The sequence below is a fragment of the Halomonas sp. AOP5-B2-8 genome (genome assembly GCF_052376475.1).
Taxonomy (GTDB): domain Bacteria; phylum Pseudomonadota; class Gammaproteobacteria; order Pseudomonadales; family Halomonadaceae; genus Vreelandella; species Vreelandella casei.
Genome location: NZ_JBQSVS010000003.1, coordinates 414,777 through 433,692, shown reverse-complemented (window position 1 = coordinate 433,692; position 18,916 = coordinate 414,777). Strand labels below are relative to the sequence as shown.

At 55.6% G+C, this 18,916-nt stretch carries 19 protein-coding genes; 17 read left to right on the top strand and 2 right to left on the bottom strand.

The genetic code is table 11. The features are described 5' to 3' along the window. Nucleotides 1–9: 9 nt before the first annotated feature. The 3 genes from ACT3RP_RS09575 to murB are packed head-to-tail and all read left to right on the top strand — an operon-like array spanning nt 10 to nt 2,040. Nucleotides 10–219, top strand: coding sequence for a Trm112 family protein (locus tag ACT3RP_RS09575; RefSeq protein WP_483393702.1), 210 nt, complete (start codon nt 10–12; stop codon nt 217–219). Further along, nucleotides 219–1,022, top strand: coding sequence for a 3-deoxy-manno-octulosonate cytidylyltransferase (kdsB, locus tag ACT3RP_RS09570; RefSeq protein ID WP_444625838.1), 804 nt, complete (start codon nt 219–221; stop codon nt 1,020–1,022). The genes ACT3RP_RS09575 and kdsB overlap by 1 nt, the downstream gene beginning before the upstream one ends. Nucleotides 1,023–1,032: 10 nt before the next feature. Beyond that, nucleotides 1,033–2,040 carry a UDP-N-acetylmuramate dehydrogenase gene (murB, locus tag ACT3RP_RS09565; RefSeq protein WP_444625878.1) on the top strand — a complete coding sequence of 336 codons (1,008 nt, stop codon included), beginning with the start codon at nt 1,033–1,035 and terminating at the stop codon, nt 2,038–2,040. Nucleotides 2,041–2,143: 103 nt separating this feature from the next. On the opposite strand, the gene rne is transcribed toward murB, so the two are convergent. Next, complete coding sequence (rne, locus tag ACT3RP_RS09560; RefSeq protein WP_483393701.1) at nt 2,144–5,473, bottom strand: ribonuclease E; 3,330 nt, start codon at nt 5,471–5,473, stop codon at nt 2,144–2,146. A gap of 730 nt (nt 5,474–6,203) precedes the next feature. Between rne and ACT3RP_RS09555 the strand changes: the two genes are divergently transcribed. Genes ACT3RP_RS09555 through sppA form a run of 3 tightly spaced genes read left to right on the top strand, consistent with a single transcriptional unit; the run spans nt 6,204 to nt 8,903 of the window. Next, a complete protein-coding gene (locus ACT3RP_RS09555) occupies nt 6,204–7,145 on the top strand; it encodes an RluA family pseudouridine synthase (RefSeq protein WP_096280609.1) in 942 nt (313 codons plus the stop codon). Between the two features lie 39 nt (nt 7,146–7,184). After that, nucleotides 7,185–7,838, top strand: coding sequence for an HAD family hydrolase (locus ACT3RP_RS09550; RefSeq protein WP_483393700.1), 654 nt, complete (start codon nt 7,185–7,187; stop codon nt 7,836–7,838). Nucleotides 7,839–7,862: 24 nt separating this feature from the next. After that, complete coding sequence (gene sppA, locus ACT3RP_RS09545) at nt 7,863–8,903, top strand: signal peptide peptidase SppA (protein WP_483393699.1); 1,041 nt, start codon at nt 7,863–7,865, stop codon at nt 8,901–8,903. Nucleotides 8,904–8,951: 48 nt separating this feature from the next. Here sppA and ACT3RP_RS09540 read toward each other — a convergent pair whose 3' ends face one another. Next, nucleotides 8,952–9,554 (bottom strand): Maf family protein, encoded by a 603-nt coding sequence (locus ACT3RP_RS09540; RefSeq protein WP_193062707.1) that lies wholly within the window; start codon nt 9,552–9,554, stop codon nt 8,952–8,954. A gap of 256 nt (nt 9,555–9,810) precedes the next feature. Here ACT3RP_RS09540 and ACT3RP_RS09535 point away from each other — a divergent pair, with 256 nt between their 5' ends. The 11 genes from ACT3RP_RS09535 (at nt 9,811) to ACT3RP_RS09485 (ending at nt 18,881) form a co-directional block, all read left to right on the top strand. Then, nucleotides 9,811–10,341: a YceD family protein gene (locus ACT3RP_RS09535; protein WP_193062613.1), complete on the top strand. Its 531-nt coding sequence runs from the start codon at nt 9,811–9,813 to the stop codon at nt 10,339–10,341. A 36-nt stretch (nt 10,342–10,377) separates the two neighbouring features. Then, nucleotides 10,378–10,548 carry a 50S ribosomal protein L32 gene (gene rpmF, locus ACT3RP_RS09530; protein ID WP_096280598.1) on the top strand — a complete coding sequence of 57 codons (171 nt, stop codon included), beginning with the start codon at nt 10,378–10,380 and terminating at the stop codon, nt 10,546–10,548. 43 nt (nt 10,549–10,591) lie between these two features. Next, a complete protein-coding gene (plsX, locus tag ACT3RP_RS09525) occupies nt 10,592–11,635 on the top strand; it encodes a phosphate acyltransferase PlsX (protein ID WP_193062615.1) in 1,044 nt (347 codons plus the stop codon). Nucleotides 11,636–11,755: 120 nt separating this feature from the next. Continuing rightward, complete coding sequence (fabD, locus tag ACT3RP_RS09520) at nt 11,756–12,715, top strand: ACP S-malonyltransferase (RefSeq protein WP_444671764.1); 960 nt, start codon at nt 11,756–11,758, stop codon at nt 12,713–12,715. 57 nt (nt 12,716–12,772) lie between these two features. Beyond that, the gene (fabG, locus tag ACT3RP_RS09515; RefSeq protein WP_193062619.1) at nt 12,773–13,516 is read left to right on the top strand and encodes a 3-oxoacyl-ACP reductase FabG; all 744 of its coding nucleotides are present in this window, start codon (nt 12,773–12,775) and stop codon (nt 13,514–13,516) included. 124 nt (nt 13,517–13,640) lie between these two features. Then, complete coding sequence (gene acpP, locus ACT3RP_RS09510) at nt 13,641–13,874, top strand: acyl carrier protein (protein WP_008956801.1); 234 nt, start codon at nt 13,641–13,643, stop codon at nt 13,872–13,874. Nucleotides 13,875–14,065: 191 nt separating this feature from the next. After that, on the top strand, nt 14,066–15,304 hold the full coding sequence (gene fabF / locus ACT3RP_RS09505; protein ID WP_441684121.1) for a beta-ketoacyl-ACP synthase II: 1,239 nt from the start codon (nt 14,066–14,068) through the stop codon (nt 15,302–15,304). A gap of 6 nt (nt 15,305–15,310) precedes the next feature. Then, complete coding sequence (gene pabC / locus ACT3RP_RS09500; protein ID WP_444671765.1) at nt 15,311–16,150, top strand: aminodeoxychorismate lyase; 840 nt, start codon at nt 15,311–15,313, stop codon at nt 16,148–16,150. Nucleotides 16,151–16,180: 30 nt separating this feature from the next. Further along, nucleotides 16,181–17,188, top strand: coding sequence for an endolytic transglycosylase MltG (gene mltG, locus ACT3RP_RS09495; RefSeq protein ID WP_193062625.1), 1,008 nt, complete (start codon nt 16,181–16,183; stop codon nt 17,186–17,188). A 62-nt stretch (nt 17,189–17,250) separates the two neighbouring features. Continuing rightward, the gene (tmk, locus tag ACT3RP_RS09490; RefSeq protein ID WP_193062626.1) at nt 17,251–17,904 is read left to right on the top strand and encodes a dTMP kinase; all 654 of its coding nucleotides are present in this window, start codon (nt 17,251–17,253) and stop codon (nt 17,902–17,904) included. Next, a complete protein-coding gene (locus ACT3RP_RS09485; RefSeq protein ID WP_193062628.1) occupies nt 17,895–18,881 on the top strand; it encodes a DNA polymerase III subunit delta' in 987 nt (328 codons plus the stop codon). The genes tmk and ACT3RP_RS09485 overlap by 10 nt, the downstream gene beginning before the upstream one ends. Nucleotides 18,882–18,916 lie beyond the last annotated feature (35 nt).

The window sequence follows — 18,916 nt, the reverse complement described above, 5'->3', positions numbered from 1 at the left end:
GACGTTCGCATGGATAAGGAACTGCTGGCAATGCTGGTCTGCCCGTTGTGTAACGCTAAGCTAAAATATGATCGTGAGGGGCAAGAGCTTCGCTGCCATTACGATGGCTTGGCCTATCCCATTCAAGAAGGTATCCCTGTCATGCTGCTGGAAGAAGCCCGCGCAATGGATGCCGATGAAAAGCTGCCTACGTCGCCGGGACGCACTGGAGACGCTTAATGGCTGTTACTGATTTTACGACGCCTGGCGTCACCTTTCCTGAATTTACCGCTGTTGTTCCCGCGCGCTATGGCTCTTCTCGATTACCCGGTAAGCCGCTGCTTGAGATTGCCGGTGAGCCAATGGTCGCGCACGTTTGGCGGCGTGCTTGCCAAAGCCATGCTAGTCGGGTGGTGATTGCAACCGACGATGCGCGCATACGCGATGCTATGCAGGCTTATGGCGCTGAGGTGATCATGACGCGCGATGATCACCCTTCGGGCACTGATCGCTTGGCCGAAGTGGCGACTAGTTTGGCCTTGCCGGCAGATGCGCTGCTGGTTAACGTCCAGGGCGACGAGCCGTTGATTCCTCCAGCGTTGATCGACCAGGTGGCTTTGCGCCTGGCTGAGGACCAAGAGGCATCGATAGCAACGCTGGCAGAGCCGATTAGCGACGTGGCGTCGTTGTTTAATCCCAATGTGGTCAAGGTGGTGCGCACTCTGCAGGGGCGAGCGCTGTACTTTTCTCGTGCGCCGATTCCCTGGGATCGCGAGCATTTTAAACAGCCGCCCACGCTACTAGCGAGCGATCAATGGCTGCGTCATATCGGCATTTATGCTTATCGTGTGCGTTTCCTAGAGGCGTATCTCGATTGGCCTGCGTCGAGTCTTGAGCAGCTCGAACAGCTCGAACAGCTGCGTGCACTACAGCATGGTCACGTTATTCAGGTGGCTTTAGCCTGCGAAGTAAATCCCGCCGGTGTCGATACCGCTGAGGATTTAGAGCGAGTACGCGCGCTATTTGCCGAGCCAAGTGCTTAAAGTGGCTGAGTTGAATATTACTCGTCATGTGGATCTCACGTCCGCCAATACGCTGGCGCTACCATGCCGGGCTGAGCGTTTTTCAGCCCCAGGTACCTTGTCCGCGCTGCGTAGTACCCTAGCGAAAGCGCGCTGCCAGGAGTGGCCAATCACGCTATTAGGCGGCGGCAGTAATGTGCTACTGCCCGAGCAGTTACCGGGCTTGACGGTACGTCCGGCGCTTAGTCAATGGTGGCTCAGCCAGCAGCAGGGCCATGTGCTAGTGCATGTGGGCGCGGGCGTAAACTGGCATGCCTTAGTAATGGCGACCGCCCGGCGAGGGCTGTGGGGGATCGAGAACCTTGCGCTGATCCCTGGCAGCTGCGGAGCGGCGCCGGTGCAAAATATTGGTGCCTACGGTGTAGAGCTTGCCGATACGCTTCAGTCGGTGCAGGTCATGGAGGTTGCCTCCGGCCAACTTGCCTGGTTAAGCGCGCAGGAGTGCCAGTTTGGCTATCGCGACAGCGTGTTTAAAGGGGCGATGGCGGATAAAGTAGTCATTACTCAGTTAGTTTTGCGCTTATCACGAAAGCCTGCCCCGCAGCTTGGCTATGGTGATCTTGCCGCTCGGTTATCGCCGGTGCCCACGCCGCTTGAGGTCGCTGAGGCGGTCTGTACGATTAGGCGTGAAAAATTGCCTGACCCAAAGGTGCTTGCCAATGCAGGGAGTTTTTTTAAAAACCCTCTGATATCTGATGACCAGGCGGCCCGTCTGCTGCGTCAGTATCCTGATATGCCGCATTTCCCTCAAATGAAAGGGCAGACAAAGCTGGCGGCTGGCTGGTTGATCGACCAGTGCGGTTTAAAGGGGATGCGTGATGGTGTCTTTGGGGTTCATCAACATCAGGCGCTGGTGCTGGTGCATTTTGGTGGCGGCGATCGCCATGGCTTGATGAAAATAGCCAGCTACATTGCTGTTCAGGTGGAGGCGCGCTTTGGCGTACGACTATCGCCAGAGCCGCGTTTAATTAATCCTTAAATCTGCCCTAAACTGAGCGGCGCCAATACATAAGCTAATGCAAATGCGAAACAAAAAAATCCCCGCCGAAGCGGGGATTTTGCTGTTGCCACACACCATCAATTTATTCTGGGAGCGTGTCTTGCTGTGTCTGTTTACGCTTCTCGCGTGGATCGTTGTGCGCACGAGTGCGCCGACGAGGCTTCGGCATCTCTTCAATAGGTGCTGCAACAGATGCTTCAACAGATGCTTCAACAGATGCTTCAGCAGGTACTTCTTCAGCGGTCGTTGTCTCAGCTTGCGCTTCATTGGCTAACGGGAGGCTGGGCTGAGGCTCTGCTTGCGCTGTTGGTGCAGGGCTAGCCTGTGGCTCAACGACTGATTGTTCAGCACTGATCTCGGCAGCCTGTTTTTCAGGCTCTTGGCTTTCAGGCTCTTGGATTTCAAAGTCTTGTTTTTCAAAACTTTGTTTTTCAAAATCCTGTTGCTCAGACGCCTGCTGTCCAGATGCCTGTTGCTCAGCGCCTTGCAATATCACGCTAGGCTGTTCTTCAGCCGCAGGCGCTGGCTGTTGAGCCTCAACGATATGTTCAGGAACACTAGAAGCGGCTGCTTGCTGGTGAGTTTCGTCAGCGTCGCTGGAGGCAGCGGACTGGCTATTGCTGCTTGATTCACTCTGATCAGCGCTGATGGTCGGATCGGCGGCGCGCGGCGTTTCAGCGCGTTCAGGCACGAAGGGTTCGTCAACGTGGGGCGCATGTTGACTTGGCGGGGCCTGCTGAACGTCTGGCTGCTCCGTAAGCGTTTCAGCTTCGGTCGCTTGCGAAGGCTCTGCCTCAGGCGCGTTGCTGGCTGAGGTCACCGGCTCGCTTGGTTTAGCAAAGGCTTCTGGCAGCTCAGTAGTTTCTGCCTCAGGCGCTGTCGGAGCCGCTTTCGGCTGGCGGCGCTGGTGCGTTGATCTGCGCGCTTTGGCATTCTCCGTCACGGGGCGTTCAGCCGTCGTCGTGTTGTCAGCGTCATTGTCGTTATCTGCCGATTTCGCCGTCTGTGCTTCATTAACAGGCACTTCACTGGCCACTGCGGGCCGTTCGATAGACGCTTCGCTTGGCGTTGGCGTGGCCTCTAGTGCTTCGCTGGGCGCTTCGGCCTGCAGTTTTAGCTGCTCGGCTTCTGCCTGAGGATTAATAGCCTGGGTGCGCGAACGATTACGTGGGTTGTTACGCGTACGCTTGGGCTTATCGTCATCCTGCTGGACTTTCGGCTGGGCGGTAGCATTAGCCGGCTGTTGAACCGTTTCCTCGCGCTGATTGTCGCGAGCTGGTTCGCGCCGCGGCTCTTTCTGGGCGGCGGGCTTGCTAGCAACATTGTTGCTGTGGCTGTCTTTTGCGGTATTAACGCTGTCTTGCGCAGTGTTTTCGTTTTGCTGAGGATGGCGGCGACGATTGCGCGTGCGGCTAGGGCCACTGCGTTTATCGCTATTATCATCGCTCACTGAGCGTGGCGTGCTGCTGCGTGGCTCAGCCTTTTGCTCAGTTTTGGCAGGGCTTTCGCTGCGCGACTCGTTTCTACTGCTATTGCTGTCATTGCGCTCACCGCGCGCGGAGCGCTGACGAGACTCGCTGTTACGCTGACTGCTTCTGCGCTCACTTGGACGACGTGTCGCTGGCGTTTCAACCTTTGCCACAGCCGCTGGCTCAGCGGGCGTATCGTCGCTGCCTAGAAGCTTTGCAAAGCCGCGCATGAAGCGACCAATAACGCTAGGCTGCTCGCTAGGGGCTACGGCTGCTTTGGTCGCAGTAGGTGCGGCGGCAGGCGCTGTTTCTTCAGTTTGTAGCGACGCCGGTGCTGGTGCGTTGTGAGTAACGCTTTTAACGGCAGCTTCAGCACGTTGAGCGGGGGGTACAAAGCTCGGTGCAGGCTCTTTACCTACTTCGGTATCGGTAGACAGTTCAAAGCTTGAAAGGCTTTGGGTGTCGTCTTCGTCCAGATGGTCATCACGCAGGCGCTGGACATCGTAATGCGGCGTATCCATATCAGGATTAGGCAGCAGCACCACACGAACACCCTGGCGGGATTCAAGATCTGCCAACACGCTGCGTTTTTCGTTAAGTAAGTAGGTGGCGACCGGTACCGGCAGAATGGCGCGAATCTGCGCGCTATTCTCTTTCATGGCTTCTTCTTCAATCAGGCGCATGATGGAAAGCGAAAGCGAGCGCACGTCGCGGATGGTGCCCTGGCCATTACAACGTGGGCAAACCACACCGCTGGTTTCACCCAGCGAAGGGCGCAGGCGCTGACGAGACATTTCCATCAAGCCAAAGCGCGAGATACGGCCGATTTGCACTCGCGCACGGTCTAGCTTGAGCGCGTCACGCATGCGGTTTTCAACGTCACGCTGGTTGCGCGCAGGCCCCATGTCGATGAAGTCGATAACCACCAAGCCACCGATGTCGCGCAGGCGCAGCTGCCGAGCGATTTCATCGGCGGCTTCGGAGTTGGTCTGTAGCGCGGTTTCTTCGATATCGCTGCCGCGGGTGGCGCGAGCGGAGTTGATATCGATGGAGACCAGGGCCTCGGTGTGATCGATGACAATCGAGCCACCAGATGGCAGCTTTACTTCGCGCTGATAGGCTGTCTCGATTTGCGATTCGATCTGGAAGCGGGAGAACAGCGCGACTTCATCAGAGTAGAGTTTAATTTTTTGCTGATAAGAGGGCATAACCTGGCGGATAAAGCCCAGCGCTTCGGCATGAACCTCTGGGCTATCGATCAATACTTCGCCGATGTCCTGACGTAAGTAGTCGCGCATGGCACGGATGATGACGTTAGATTCACGATAAATCAGGAACGGAGCAGAGCGCTTAGCAGCTTCAGTAGTGATGGACTCCCATACTTGGACTAGGTAATCCAGGTCCCACTGCAGCTCTTCTGGGTTGCGGCCAATGCCTGCGGTGCGCACGATCAGGCCCATTTTGTCAGGCACGGTCAGCTGGCCCATAGCATCTTTGAGCTGGCTGCGTTCGTCTCCTTCAATGCGACGCGAAATACCGCCAGCACGAGGATTGTTCGGCATTAAAACTAAAAATCGGCCTGCCAAACTGACAAACGTGGTCAGCGCGGCACCTTTGTTGCCACGCTCTTCTTTGTCGACCTGAACGATGACCTCTTGGCCTTCTTTGAGCACTTCTTTAATGCTCGGACGCCCGGAAACGTCTTTAACGAAGTACTCGCGAGAGATTTCTTTAAGCGGCAAAAAGCCGTGACGGTCGGCGCCGTAATCGACAAAGGCAGCTTCTAGTGAAGGTTCTACACGAGTGATTTTACCGCGATAGATATTAGCTTTTTTCTGTTCTCGAGCGCCGGATTCGATATCTAAATCGTACAGGCGTTGTCCATCAACCAAGGCGACACGCAGCTCTTCAGGCTGGGTCGCATTAATAAGCATCCGTTTCATGTTGTCTCACATAGCGTTACGTGCCGGCGAACTAACTACGGCATGGCGTAGGTGAATCGCTGGTTGCTGCGTGCTTGTGCTCGGCGCATAGCTATGCTGACGCGTAAAACCGGGAGGGCGTCATCGCCGACCCGGCCAATAGGGCGTTGAGTACGTGGCGGAGGCAGGACATGTTCCGGTGGCTGTCACGTCCATCCGGCCCTGCTGACACCGCCAACACCTGGCATTCATCGATTCACCAACGCCGGCCACCGGCACAGCGTTGAACTGGTCGTCCTGAGTCAGTCGGCACCTTGTGACGAAAAAGGAGGGGCTGCTCAGCACGTGGCGTTTTTTAAGTTTCTACCCGCCGTTAAGGGCTGGGCTTACGTTCATCTGCCGACAAAAAGAACGGGCGGCAGATTTGTTGCATTTTTAGATCATATTTCGATGCCGGAAAAACGGGCAATGCGTACACTGGTGCCGTTTTTCGTGCTCTGGCCTGCGTGTTTGTCGGGCAGGCGCATTAACCAAACTCAGCGTTGATACATTCTGCTAAGTAATTTTGCCAATTAGCTATTGATCAGCTAGTGATAGCGCTAGATAAGACAGCTTTCTGCGCTAGGCTGGTGAGCATTTTTGAATATAACAGTAAAGACAACGACCAGCAATTGACGCAATGCTCTTGGGTCTACGCTAGAATGCCGTTTTTAGCCTGACGTCATAGAGTAACAGCAGGAGTAAGCAAGTAATGTCCGAAGGGCGTGAAGTACAGTGGGTGGATATTGCCCCAGAACAAGCAGGGCAGAGAATTGATAATTTTCTCATGACACGTTTGAAGGGGGCGCCGCGGGCGCTCATCTATCGGATCGTGCGCAAGGGTGAAGTCCGCGTTAATAAAAAGCGCGTTAAGGTGGATTACCGGTTGCAGGCCGGCGATTTGGTTCGCGTGCCGCCGCTGCGTTTGGCACCGCGTGAGGCAGTGAAAGAAGTCAGTGATAATCTGCGTGATCTGTTAGTCGGCAGCGTCATTATGGAAGGCCCTGATTGGATGGTGCTCAATAAACCCTCAGGGCTGGCGGTGCACGGTGGCAGCGGGGTTAAAATTGGTTTGATCGAGGCGCTGCGCCAAGTGCGTGATGATTTGAGTTTCTTAGAGCTGGTTCACCGGCTTGATCGCGATACGTCAGGCTGTTTGCTGCTTGCTAAATCCCGCGATGCGCTAGTGACGCTCAACGAGTCATTAAAAAAGCACGGCATGGATAAGCGCTACTTGGCCTTAGTGAGCGGGCGCTGGCCTGCGCGCAAAACCTATGAAAGCGCTCGTCTGGACCGGTTTGATGCAGGTAATGGGGAGCGGCGGGTTAGGGTTGACCCTAACGGGAAGGTGTCGCGGACGCATTTTTCGGTGGTTGAAGCGTTCGAGAAAGTCACCCTGATTGAAGCTGAGCCGGTGACGGGGCGCACGCATCAAATTCGCGTTCACGCTGCCCATGCAGGCCATGCGCTGCTGGGGGACGATAAGTACGCCACCCGTGAAAGTGGCTTTCTTACTAAGCAGCTAGGGCTGGGGCGACTTTTCTTGCATGCCCGTGCGCTGACCTTTCCTGAGCCTACGAATGGCCGCCCGGTAACGGTTAAAGCACCGCTGCCAGAGGTTTTGGAAGAAACCCTCAAGCGCGCCCGTCGATAAGCGGCCCTTTGTTTATATGCCTGCCAAGAAGGATCTGTAATGCAGTACGAGCTGATAATATTTGATTGGGATGGCACGCTGATGGACTCGGTGCCGCGTATTGTCTCGTGCATGCAGGCTGCTGCCTTAGAAGCAGAGTGGGGCGCGCTCTCAGCACCGGACGTTGAGGATATTATTGGCCTCGGCCTGCCCGAGGCGATTGCTAAACTTTGCCCAGGCATTCTTCCGGCTCAGGCGGAGCGGCTTCGCGAGCGCTATTCGCACCATTTTGTGCACGCCGACGCAACGCCAATGATGTTTTTTGCCGGCGTAGAGACACACATCGCTCGTCTGCGCGAACGCGAGGGGCAGCGTTTGGCAGTAGCGACGGGCAAAAGTCGCCGTGGTCTTGATCGCATTTTTGCGGAGACGGGTAGCGGTGGGTGGTTTGAATCCAGTCGTACGGCGGATGAGACGCGCTCGAAGCCCCATCCGCAAATGCTTACCGAGCTGTTGGCAGAGCTTTCGGTCCCGGTTGAGCGGGCGGTGATGGTGGGCGATACCGAGTATGACTTGGAAATGGCGCGAGCGATTGGCATGGACCGCATCGGGGTAACCTATGGTGTGCATACGCCAGAGCGCCTCTCGCTGAGCCGTCCTAAGTGGCTAGCGCATAGTGTCGGTGAGCTTTTTGAGCGATTGCATAGCGAGTAGCCTACGTCTATATAAGGATATTTTATGAGTGACGATCGCTGGACAGAAGGGGCCGAGGTTTCATCAGAAAACGTAGGCCCAGTGCCCGAAGCGCCGGGAGACGATGCTGAAACGCTGCGTGAGCGTCAACGCCTGGCGCAGGTGGATATGATGGATCGTTGGGTCGGCGGTGTTTTAACCGAGCAGCGCCGCACGCGGCGCTGGAAGCTGTTTTTCCGTTTGATGATGCTCGCAGTGGTGTTAGTGGTCCTATTCGCCACGCTTTATGGGCTGTTTTGGAATAATCCTAGCGCGACCGCACCTTCCCAGCGTCATTTAGGTATTGTGGAGGTTAATGGCGTGATCGCCAGTGATTCTCCTGCCAATGCTGAGCGTATTATTCTGGGGCTTAACCGCGCCTGGGAGGCGCAAAGCGCAGCCGTCGTGGTGCTGCATATTAATAGTCCTGGCGGTAGTCCGGTGCAGTCACAGCGAATTTATGCGGAGATCATGCGGCTACGAGAGCAAGGCGATAAGCCGATTATTGCGGTCATTGAAGATATCGGTGCCAGCGGTGCCTATTACATTGCCGCGGCGGCCGACGAAATTGTCGCATCGCCTGTGAGCCTGGTCGGCTCAATCGGCGTTATCTATGCGGGCTTTGGTTTTGAAGAGGCGATATCTCGTCTCGGCGTTGAACGTCGCGTGTTGACCGCGGGCGAGAACAAGGCCTTCTTAGATCCTTTTCAGCCGCTAGATGACGACGCCGAGACGTTTTGGCAGGGCGTGCTTAGCCAGACCCATCGGCAGTTTATTGACGATGTGCGTGCAGGAAGGGGCGATCGGCTCAGCGATAGTCCGGATATTTTCTCTGGCCTGATTTGGAGCGGAGAGCAGAGCCTCGAGCTGGGTTTAGTCGATCAGTTGGGTAGCCTTGAGCAGGTGGCGCGCGAGCAGGTTGGCGATACCGAATGGATTGATTACACGCCGAGCCTTGATCCGTTTGAGCGCCTGACGCGACGCTTTGCCCAGGTTGCTGCTGAGGTGTTGGGTGTGCGCGCGCCTAGCACGCCGCTGCGCTTTTAGCTTGAGTGCGCCGTATGGGTATGCCTGTATAGATAAAGCGGCTGCCTGTTATGAAGCGCCAAGCGGGTCTAGCCCTGCTTGGCGTAGCATATCGCACAGTGCGATCAGCGGTAGCCCAATCAGCGCGTTGGGGTCGCGACCTTCCAGTTTTTCAAACAACGCAATGCCTAATCCTTCCATCCGAAAGCTGCCAGCACTGTCCAACGGCTGCTCTTTGGTGACGTAATTTTCGATTTCCTGGGTGCTCAGGGTGCGAAAAACGACCTCGAAAGGCTCCACGTGCACGTGATGTCGCTGATGGCGTGTATCTAAAAGTGCGAGCCCTGTGAGAAATGTGACGCGCTGGCCGGAAAAGCGAGCAAGGTTGGCGCGTGCTTTTTCTGACGTATGCGGCTTGCCGAGAATGTCGCCTTCAAATACCGCGACTTGATCGGAACCGATAATGCAGTGATGTGGAAAGCGCGTTGCAACAGCATTGGCTTTGCTAAGCGCGAGGCGATGCACTAACGCATGCGGTGTTTCGCCGCTACGCGGTGTTTCATCAATGTCAGGCGAGTAGCATTGGTAAGGAAGCTGCAGGCGGTCAAGTAGCTCGCGTCGCCAGCGTGAGCTGGAGGCCAGTACCAGCTCGGTTGTTAATGGTTCGATCATTGGTGAAGTCACAAAAGCTCCTGGCAGCGTGATGGCATCGGTTGTTTCTGCTGTGATTAGGTTAAAGCAGTGTCTAAGTAGAGCGGTCTAAGCAGTAGAGTGTAGCGAAAGCAGTTAAGCCTGCCTATTGGGGGGTTGATTAAGCCCCAGATGGGCTGTTTATTGAGCCCTATTCGGGTTATTTATTGAGGAAGCTATGAAGAATTGCACCGACGGCTTTGACACCAGCAGGGGGAGTGCCTATCATTGCGCGCCTATGTTGACCTCACAACTCCCCAGCCGGGTTGAGCCTTATAAGCTTGCAGCCCGCCACGAACGAATCGAAGGCTTGGTAGCGCTTGATAAGCTGCCACGTCTTGCCGATGAAGCGGGTGCCCAAACTGGCGACTGTCATGTCGTGCTTGAGTTTGGCGTCGATGCTCAAGGTCGTCGTGAAATTCGTGGCCACTTGCAAGCGACATTAGCGCTTGCCTGCCGACGCTGCCTGGTGCCGCTGCCTCAACAGGTGGACAGTGACTTTCTGCTTGGAATGATCACTGATGAAGCCTTAGCGGCCGAGCTGCCTGCGAGTCATGAACCGGTGCTGGTGGAAAAGGAACAGCTGGATCTTCTGACCGTGGTTGAGGATGAATTGATTCTTAGCCTGCCTCAGGTGGTCTATCACGATGAAGCCGAATGTCATGTCTCGGCGGAGCAGCTGGTCAGCAAAACAGAAGGCGCGGCGACAGAAGTAACGCCAGCGACGAACCCTTTCGCGGTGCTGAATGTCTTGAAAGGCAAAAAATAAGCACCCTTTACCTTAAATACCTTGGAGTAAACACCCATGGCAGTTCAGCAGAATCGTAAAACTCGTTCCAAGCGCGGCATGCGTCGTAGCCACGATGCACTGACCGGCCCGACTTTGTCTCAGGACAAAGAAACCGGTACTACTCACCTGCGTCACCACGTTGCCTCAGATGGCTTCTACCGTGGTCGTAAGGTTGTTGAGGTATAAGTCTCAACGGCACTGTTAAGCGGCTAAACGGATTCGGTGCGGTATGCGCCTAGCGATTGATGTAATGGGGGGTGACCAAGGCCCTCGTGCAATTGTCGCTGGCTCTGCCAGGGCTGCGGTAGAAAACCCAAGCCTAGAGCTGATTTTGTTTGGCCCGCGTCAGCAGATTCTTGCTGAGCTTTCGCGCTTGCCGCAGCCTTTGGCTGCGGCAGCGTCGCGTTTGGTGGCCTGTGATGCTCCCGATAGCATCATGCCATCAGCAACGGCTGCCTGGGCATTACGCAGAGGTCGTTCGAGTAGCATGGCGCATATGTTGCGCAGCGTTGCTCAGGGCGAAGCAGATGCGGGCGTTAGTGCGGGTAATACGGCCGCGCTGGTGGCGCTTGCAAGGCGAGAGCTGGGAATGATCAAGGGTATTTCTCGCCCAGCGATCAGTACTGCAATCCCGGCCCGCGGTGGGCATCGCTGCTATTTGCTTGATTTGGGTGCTAACGTTGATTCGCCTGCGAGTCGACTGCTCGATTTTGCGCTAATGGGTGCGGCGATGGCGCAGTGTGTCGATGGTACGCCTATGCCTCGGGTGGCGCTGCTTAACGTTGGCTCAGAAGCGACCAAAGGAAGCGCTAGCGTGCGGGAGGCCGATCGCCTGTTGCGCGAGTATGCTAACGATGATGCCTTTACCTACGAAGGCTATGCTGAAGGTGGTGATCTGTTTAAGGGCCAGCTGGACGTAGTGGTATGCGACGGCTTTGTAGGTAATGCAGTGCTTAAGACAAGCGAAGGTTTGACAAGTATGTTGGTCGAGCGCGTACAGATGGCCTTTGAGTCGCGTCTGAGCGGTCGTTTGGCAAGCCTACTGGCCAAGCCTGTGTTGAAGCGGTTGAAGCGAGAGCTTGATCCCGTTCGCTATAATGGGGCTAGTTTGTTAGGGCTGCGTGGGATTGTGGTGAAAAGTCACGGCAGCACGCATGCCGATGGTTTCTACTACGCTATTCAGCGGGCTCTAAAGGAAGTGGAACACAATTTACCTGCGAGGATCGCAGGCCGCTGGCAGGCGTCATTAGTTGAAAGCGATGGCGCTCGCTAGCCATGAGTAGATAATAAACGGTAAGAATTTTTTGCGGGCTATTAGGTGGCATCAGGATGTGCCAATGGCCTCGCCTATCGCTCATATGAGCAAATGCCTACAAGAGCAAAGGTGAACAACATGTCTCAACCCCTTGCCCTCATTTTCCCCGGGCAAGGCTCTCAGCAGTTGGGAATGCTGCGAGAGCTGGCCGAGCGCTATAGTGTAGTGGGAACGACATTTGAGGAAGCGTCTGATGCTTTGGGCTATGACTTGTGGAAAGTCGTCCAAGAAGGTCCTGAAGCATCCCTTAATGCAACTGCATGCACCCAGCCTGCGCTGCTCTCTGCAAGCGTGGCTATTTGGCGCGTCTGGCAGGAGTTAGAAGGGCCGCGTCCGAGTGTGATGGCTGGCCATAGCTTGGGCGAATACAGTGCGATGGTGTGCGCTGGCGTCATGAGCTTTGCCGAAGGCGTAAATTTAGTACGCCTGCGCGGTGATGCTATGCAGGAGGCAGTGCCCGCGGGTGAGGGCGGCATGGCGGCCATTCTTGGCTTGGCAGATGATGCTGTCGAGGCCGCTTGTGAAAAGGCGGCTCAAGGTGATGTTGTGTCTGCCGTGAATTATAACTCTCCGGGGCAGGTGGTTATTGCCGGCGCTAAAGCGGCCGTTGAGCGGGCAATGGTAGCCTGCCAAGAGGCGGGGGCTAAGCGCTCTATGGCGCTGCCGGTTTCGGTGCCATCGCACTGTGCGCTGATGTGGCCCGCTGCTGAGCGGTTGGAGGCGGCTATGCAGGATATTGAACTGCGAGTGCCGCGCTATAAAGTAATCCAGAATGTTGATGCCCAGGCCCATGCCGATATTGCTACACTGCGTACACGCCTTATTGAGCAGCTGTATCAGCCGGTGCGCTGGAGTGCCTGCGTTGAAGTGATGGCGGGTCAGGGCGTTGAGGTATTTATTGAGTGCGGGCCAGGAAAGGTGTTGACTGGTCTTAATAAGCGTATCGTGAAGGGTAGCAAGGGGCTGGCAGTGAACGACCCTGACAGTCTTAACTCGGCGCTAGCGCTAGCGCGTGAAGCGTTGATTGGCAAAGCGTGACCGCAAGCTGTTTTGATCGCTATCCTAACGTGTAGACACGGTTGAAGGCAGAACGTTATGACGCAAGAACGTAGAGTGGCACTGGTAACTGGCGCGAGTCGTGGCATTGGGCAAGCAATTGCCCGCGAGTTAGGTCGCCAGGGTCGCATTGTGATTGGCACGGCCACGAGCGAGTCCGGCGCTGAAAAAATTGATGCCGATCTCAAAGAGAATGGCATCGACGGGGCCGGGCTATGCTTGAATGTGACTGATCAGACCAGCATTGATGAAGTGTTGAAAGCCATCACTGAGCGCTTTGGTGCGCCGACTATCTTGGTTAATAATGCGGGTATCACGCGCGACAATTTGCTGATGCGCATGAAAGAGGACGAGTGGGACTCCGTCATGGATACCAACTTGAAATCTGTCTACCGTGTAAGCAAAGCCTGCTTGCGTGGTATGACCAAAGCACGTTTTGGGCGTATCGTGTCGATTAGTTCTGTGGTGGCAACCATGGGCAACCTGGGCCAAACTAACTATGCGGCCGCAAAAGCAGGTATGGAGGGCTTTAGTCGCGCTTTGGCTCGAGAGGTTTCCTCGCGCGCCATTACGGTTAACGCAGTGGCGCCGGGGTTTATCGCCACTGATATGACCGGAGCGCTGCCTGAGGCGCAGCATGAAATGCTGCTTAAGCAAATTCCGTTGGCCCGCTTAGGGGCGCCTGAAGAGATCGCCGCAGCGGTGGGGTTTTTGACCAGTGAATCAGCCGGTTATATCACCGGCGAGACGCTTCACGTTAACGGCGGCATGAATATGCGTTGATGGCCTTGGGCTTGGCGGTTGCGTCGATCCAAGGGCGTCTATAAACTACCCCGCAGCTTTTGGCTTGCGGTTTCCAAATAGCTGGTTATCAAAAACGGCTAATGTGAACGACTGGAGTACGTTAATGAGTACTATTGAAGAGCGCGTGAAGAAAGTTGTAGCAGAGCGCCTGAACGTTAAAGAAGAAGACATCCAAAACAGTTCTTCTTTTACAGAAGACTTGGGTGCTGACTCGCTCGACACCGTTGAGCTGGTAATGGCTTTGGAAGAGGAGTTTGATACTGAAATTCCTGATGAAGAAGCTGAAAAGATCACCACGGTTCAAGAAGCCATCGATTACGTGAACGCCCACCAGTAAGGGCTGTATCGATGCATCGAACCTGGGTGGGGTGCTAGCACCCGCCTTAAAAGCCGTCCTTTCGCAGGACGGCTTTTTTGCTTTGCTGCAACAATGCTTATAACGTTCAAAGTCCGTTATACTATTGACCAAATTTAAGCAGCAAATGACCCAAGTGGGTTGCATCACCATGGATGCATGGAGGAAAGCAGATGGCACGGAAAAGGGTAGTGGTAACTGGGCTAGGCCTGGTGACTCCGGTGGGTAATAGTGTTGATGAGTCGTGGGCTAACATTGTTGCAGGCAAAAGTGGCATTACACCGATTGAACATTTCGACACCAGCGGATTTAACACGCGCTTTGGTGGTTCTATTAAAAACTTTGATATTAGTCCGTATCTGAGCCCTAAAGACGCCCGTAAAATGGATCTATTTATCCAATACGGCATGGCAGCGGGTGCCCAGGCAGTTGAAGACTCGGGTATCGAGTGCAGCGAAGAAAATGCCGATCGCATCGGTGTGGCTATTGGCTCAGGCATTGGTGGTTTGCCAATGATTGAGCATAACCACAACGCGTTGAATAAAGGCGGCGCTCGTAAGGTGTCACCGTTCTTTGTGCCAGGCTCTATCATCAATATGATTTCCGGCAACATGGCGATTCAGCATGGTTTTAGAGGGCCCAATATTGCGATTACGACGGCCTGCACGTCGGGCACGCATAATATTGGTTACAGCGCGCGTACGATTGCCTATGGCGATGCTGACGTAATGGTCTGTGGCGGTGCAGAAATGGCCACCACGCCGCTTGGTCTGGGTGGGTTTTCTGCCGCGCGCGCGCTTTCCACGCGCAACGATGACCCGCAGGCTGCTAGCCGTCCGTGGGATAAGGATCGTGATGGCTTTGTATTGTCTGACGGTGCCGGTGTACTGGTACTTGAAGAGTATGAACATGCCAAAGCCCGTGGCGCGCACATGTATGCTGAGCTAGTGGGATTCGGCATGAGTGACGATGCGTACCATATGACCTCGCCACCCGAAGATGGTCGCGGCGCGGCGCTCTCTATGCGTAATGCAATTAAAGATGCCCAAATAGATGTGTCCAAACTGCATTATATCAATGCTCATGGAACGTCGACGGCCGCAGGGGATTTGGCCGAGAGTCGTGCTATTGAAAGCGTTTTGGGTGATGCCGCTAATAGCGTGGCCGTCAGCTCGACCAAATCAATGGTTGGGCATTTGCTGGGTGCGGCTGGTGCGGTAGAAGCGGTATTTTGTATCCTCGCTATCCGTGACCAGGTGGCACCGCCAACGATTAATTTGGATAACACGCAGGAAGGCTGCAATCTGGATTACGTGCCACATACCGCCCGTGACATGCGTATTGATATGACGCTTTCCAACTCGTTTGGCTTTGGTGGCACTAACGGCTCGCTGCTATTTAAGAAAGTTTAGTTAGCGATGATACCGCCCCCACTGTCAGCTGATGAGCCTGCGTTTGAGGGTCAAGTGCCCTTCGATGACCGTGGGCTCGCATACGGTGACGGTGTGTTTGAAACCGTGCTGTTGCGCGCGGGCAAGCCTGTCTTGTGGGATTACCACATGGCGCGCCTGAGGCAAGGCTGCCAGCGGCTGGGGATCAACGTGCCTTGCTCAGCGTCGCTTGACGCGACATGGCAGGGCGCGCCTACGGCCACACTGGAAGTGCTGAAAATCATCCTTACTCGTGGCAGCGGTGGCCGGGGCTATGCCCAGCCGGACACAGTAGCGCCGCGTTTGCTCAGCCGACGAACGCCATTTCAGCCGTCGGCTGAGCGCTGGCGTTCGGGGGTCACGGTACGGCTTTGTGACCTTCGCCTAAGTCGTCAGCCGCGACTGGCGGGTATAAAGCATCTTAATCGTTTAGAAAATGTGCTGGCTCGCCAAGAGTGGACCGATGCCGGTATTGCTGAAGGCCTGCTCGTCGATAGCGATGATGCTGTCGTGGAGGCCACCAGCATGAACGTGTTCTGGCAGCAGGCGGGGGAGGTGTTTACACCGCTGACTGACCAGTGCGGTGTTGCGGGAACCCTGAGTGCTGCATTAATGGATCAAGGGGCTGTAAAGCAAGCAACGCTGCGGCTTAGTCAATTGCCGGCGGTGGAGCAATGCTGGGTGGCGAACTCTGTTCAGGGCATGTGGCCCGTTACCACGCTACTGGCAGCCGACGGGTCGGTGCTAAAGCGCTGGCCTGCATGTAAAGCGGATTCTCTGCAGCATTTGGCGCACCAGCTATTAGGCTATGCGCCAGAATCCTATTAGGTATCGCCCCGCAATTTTCAACGAGGTGTCATGGTGAAACGGTTATTAACCGCTTTGTTAGTACTAGTGGTCGTTGGGGCTACAAGTGTGGTGGGCGGCTATTTTTATTGGCAGAGTCGGTTAAATGCACCGCTCGCCCTGGATGCACCCATGCTCTACCAGGTTCCTTCCGGTGCCGGGTTCAATCAGGTGGTTGCGCAGCTAGAGGCGCAAGGCGTAGTAGACGATGCCTGGGCATTCCAGCTGCTGGCGAAGGTTGAGCCAGAGCGTGTGCCGCGTTTACGTACCGGCGAGTATCAGCTATTGCCTGAAATGAGCGGGCTGGAAATGATGGCGCTGCTGGGCAGTGACAAAGTCGTGACCTACTCGCTGACTATTCCTGAGGGCTGGTCGTTTCGGCAAATGCGCGAGCTGCTGAATGCAGCACCGAAGCTTGCACACCGTACAGCAGATATGAGCGATGCCGAGGTCATGACGCTGCTTGGCCGCGAAGACGTATTTCCGGAAGGTTGGTTTTTCCCCGATACCTATCGCTATCACCTAGGCATGAGCGATGTGGATGTTTTGCGGCAATCCCTAGCGCGCATGGAGCGTATTCTTGACGAAGTTTGGGAAGAGCGCGGCGATGACTTAACGATTGAGTCTGCTTACCAAGCGCTCATTATGGCCTCGTTAATTGAGCGTGAGACCGGTGCGCCGCAGGAGCGCAATGAGATTGCCGGTGTGTTTAAACGGCGCATGGAGCAAGGCATGCGTTTACAAACAGACCCAACGGTTATTTACGGTATGGGCGAGCGTTATGACGGGCGGATTACCCGTGCTGACCTGCGTGAGGCAACGCCTTACAATACCTATGTGATTGACGGCATGCCGCCCACGCCCATTGCCATGCCGGGGCGCGCGTCGTTAGAGGCCGCGGTGAATCCGTTACCGGGTGAAACGCTTTACTTCGTTTCCCGTGGGGATGGTACTCACCAGTTCTCGCGTACGCTGCGTGAGCATAATAATGCCGTCAATCGCTATATTCGTAATCGATAATCGTCGGGATCTTTCGCCAATGATTGATCACTGACGATTCATCACCACAGTAAGGAAGCACGATGACCAAGCGTGGACGCTTCATTACGCTGGAAGGCGGTGAGGGCGTGGGAAAATCCACTAATGTAGGCTTCGTCGCCGAGTGTTTGGAAACCCAGGGCCTGGAGGTGGTGCGTACCCGCGAGCCGGGTGGCACCGAGCGCGGCGAAGCTATGCGCGCATTGCTGCTGGACCCCGCTCCTCTAGAGCCGCTGCATGTCGACGCTGAGCTGCTGTTGATGTTTGCTGCCCGAGCACAGCATCTGGCGGAAAAAATCCTTCCTGCGCTGGCCCGGGGCGCCTGGGTGGTGTGCGACCGTTTTACCGATGCTACTTTTGCTTACCAGGGTGGTGGTCGTGGCATCCCCGTAGAGCGCATCGCCGTATTGGAAGCGTTCGTTCAGCAGGGGCTTGCGCCCGATTTAACGCTGCTGCTCGATATGCCTGAGGCAGCTGCGAAGCAACGCCTAGAGTCACGACTACGTGACCGCTCAGAGCAGCGGGATCGTTTTGAGCAAGAACACGTCAATTTCTTCCAGGCCGTGCGGAGTGCCTACTTAGCGCGTGCCGAGCAGGCGCCCGAGCGTTTTGCCGTGATTGATGCCCAGCACACACTAGAAAATGTTCAAGCACAAATTCGTCAAGCCCTGATGGGGCGGATTGCTGAATGGTATTAACCGGCGTTATGCCGTGGCATCAAGCCACCTGGCAGCAGTTAATCCGCTTGGCTGACGGAGGACGAATGCCCCATGCGCTCCTCATTAACGGTGCCCATGGCGTTGGCAAGCAGCAGCTTGCCGAAGCGTTGATCGCCCGAACGCTATGTGCAGGCCCTGCAGATCTTGCCTGTGGGCACTGCCATAGCTGTTCCATGCTGGCATCCGGGTATCATCCGGACCTGCTGCGCGTCTCGCCGGAAGAGGGCAAACGCCAGATTCGTATTGATCCCATTCGCGAGGTTAACCGCTTTGTCTCGCAAACGGCTCAGCAGGGTGGCTACCGGGTCATCGTTATTTCTCCTGCGGAGGCAATGAATATCGCTGCCGCCAATGCGCTGCTTAAAAGCCTTGAAGAGCCCGGTGAAAAGACGCTGTTTATCCTGCTGTCAGACGTGCCTTCGCGCATGCTGCCTACCATTCGCTCTCGTTGCCAACAGTGGTCGTTACCCACCGTTGCCTTTGAAGCGTGCCGTGGATGGCTAATTGAGCAGCTGAGCAGCGCTGATGAAGCCTACTTTTGGTGGCAAGTGGCGGGCGGTCTGCCGCTACTTGCCGTTGAGCTGGCGGCGCCGGAAGAGCGCGCCCTGCGCCATAAAATTCACGACAGTTTTGAGCAGTTAGTGCGCGGCGCCGAGCCCGTTTCAGAAGCCGCGCGTTTGGATCGCCAGGCGATTGATGCCATCTTGTGGTACGGTATTGCATGGCTTGAAGACTTGATTCGCTTAGGTTTATCCGGTGACGCAGCGGTACTGCACAACCCTGATCTTGAGCCTCTCTATCGTCAAGCGGTTAAAAATGGTCGCGTGCAAGACTGGTTTCGCTTGCTGGACTACGCCCGTGAGCAGCGGCGGCTATTGTCGGTGGGGGCCAACCCCAATCCCCAGCTAGTGCTAGAAGCATGGCTAGTGCGCTGGGCGGCGCTGCTACGCTCATAGCTGCGTTAACGCTCTTATCGCTCGCCGTGCAACGA

Excerpts from the sequence above, each read along its gene's own strand:
- ACT3RP_RS09575 (WP_483393702.1), top strand. The coding sequence starts at position 10 with ATGGATAAGGAACTGCTGGCAATGCTGGTCTGCCCGTTGTGTAACGCT.
- kdsB (WP_444625838.1), top strand. The coding sequence starts at position 219 with ATGGCTGTTACTGATTTTACGACGCCTGGCGTCACCTTTCCTGAATTT.
- rne (WP_483393701.1), bottom strand. The coding sequence starts at position 5,473 with ATGAAACGGATGCTTATTAATGCGACCCAGCCTGAAGAGCTGCGTGTC.
- ACT3RP_RS09555 (WP_096280609.1), top strand. The coding sequence starts at position 6,204 with ATGTCCGAAGGGCGTGAAGTACAGTGGGTGGATATTGCCCCAGAACAA.
- ACT3RP_RS09550 (WP_483393700.1), top strand. The coding sequence starts at position 7,185 with ATGCAGTACGAGCTGATAATATTTGATTGGGATGGCACGCTGATGGAC.
- sppA (WP_483393699.1), top strand. The coding sequence starts at position 7,863 with ATGAGTGACGATCGCTGGACAGAAGGGGCCGAGGTTTCATCAGAAAAC.
- ACT3RP_RS09540 (WP_193062707.1), bottom strand. The coding sequence starts at position 9,554 with ATGATCGAACCATTAACAACCGAGCTGGTACTGGCCTCCAGCTCACGC.
- ACT3RP_RS09535 (WP_193062613.1), top strand. The coding sequence starts at position 9,811 with ATGTTGACCTCACAACTCCCCAGCCGGGTTGAGCCTTATAAGCTTGCA.
- rpmF (WP_096280598.1), top strand. The coding sequence starts at position 10,378 with ATGGCAGTTCAGCAGAATCGTAAAACTCGTTCCAAGCGCGGCATGCGT.
- plsX (WP_193062615.1), top strand. The coding sequence starts at position 10,592 with ATGCGCCTAGCGATTGATGTAATGGGGGGTGACCAAGGCCCTCGTGCA.
- fabD (WP_444671764.1), top strand. The coding sequence starts at position 11,756 with ATGTCTCAACCCCTTGCCCTCATTTTCCCCGGGCAAGGCTCTCAGCAG.
- fabG (WP_193062619.1), top strand. The coding sequence starts at position 12,773 with ATGACGCAAGAACGTAGAGTGGCACTGGTAACTGGCGCGAGTCGTGGC.
- acpP (WP_008956801.1), top strand. The coding sequence starts at position 13,641 with ATGAGTACTATTGAAGAGCGCGTGAAGAAAGTTGTAGCAGAGCGCCTG.
- fabF (WP_441684121.1), top strand. The coding sequence starts at position 14,066 with ATGGCACGGAAAAGGGTAGTGGTAACTGGGCTAGGCCTGGTGACTCCG.
- pabC (WP_444671765.1), top strand. The coding sequence starts at position 15,311 with ATGATACCGCCCCCACTGTCAGCTGATGAGCCTGCGTTTGAGGGTCAA.
- mltG (WP_193062625.1), top strand. The coding sequence starts at position 16,181 with ATGGTGAAACGGTTATTAACCGCTTTGTTAGTACTAGTGGTCGTTGGG.
- tmk (WP_193062626.1), top strand. The coding sequence starts at position 17,251 with ATGACCAAGCGTGGACGCTTCATTACGCTGGAAGGCGGTGAGGGCGTG.
- ACT3RP_RS09485 (WP_193062628.1), top strand. The coding sequence starts at position 17,895 with ATGGTATTAACCGGCGTTATGCCGTGGCATCAAGCCACCTGGCAGCAG.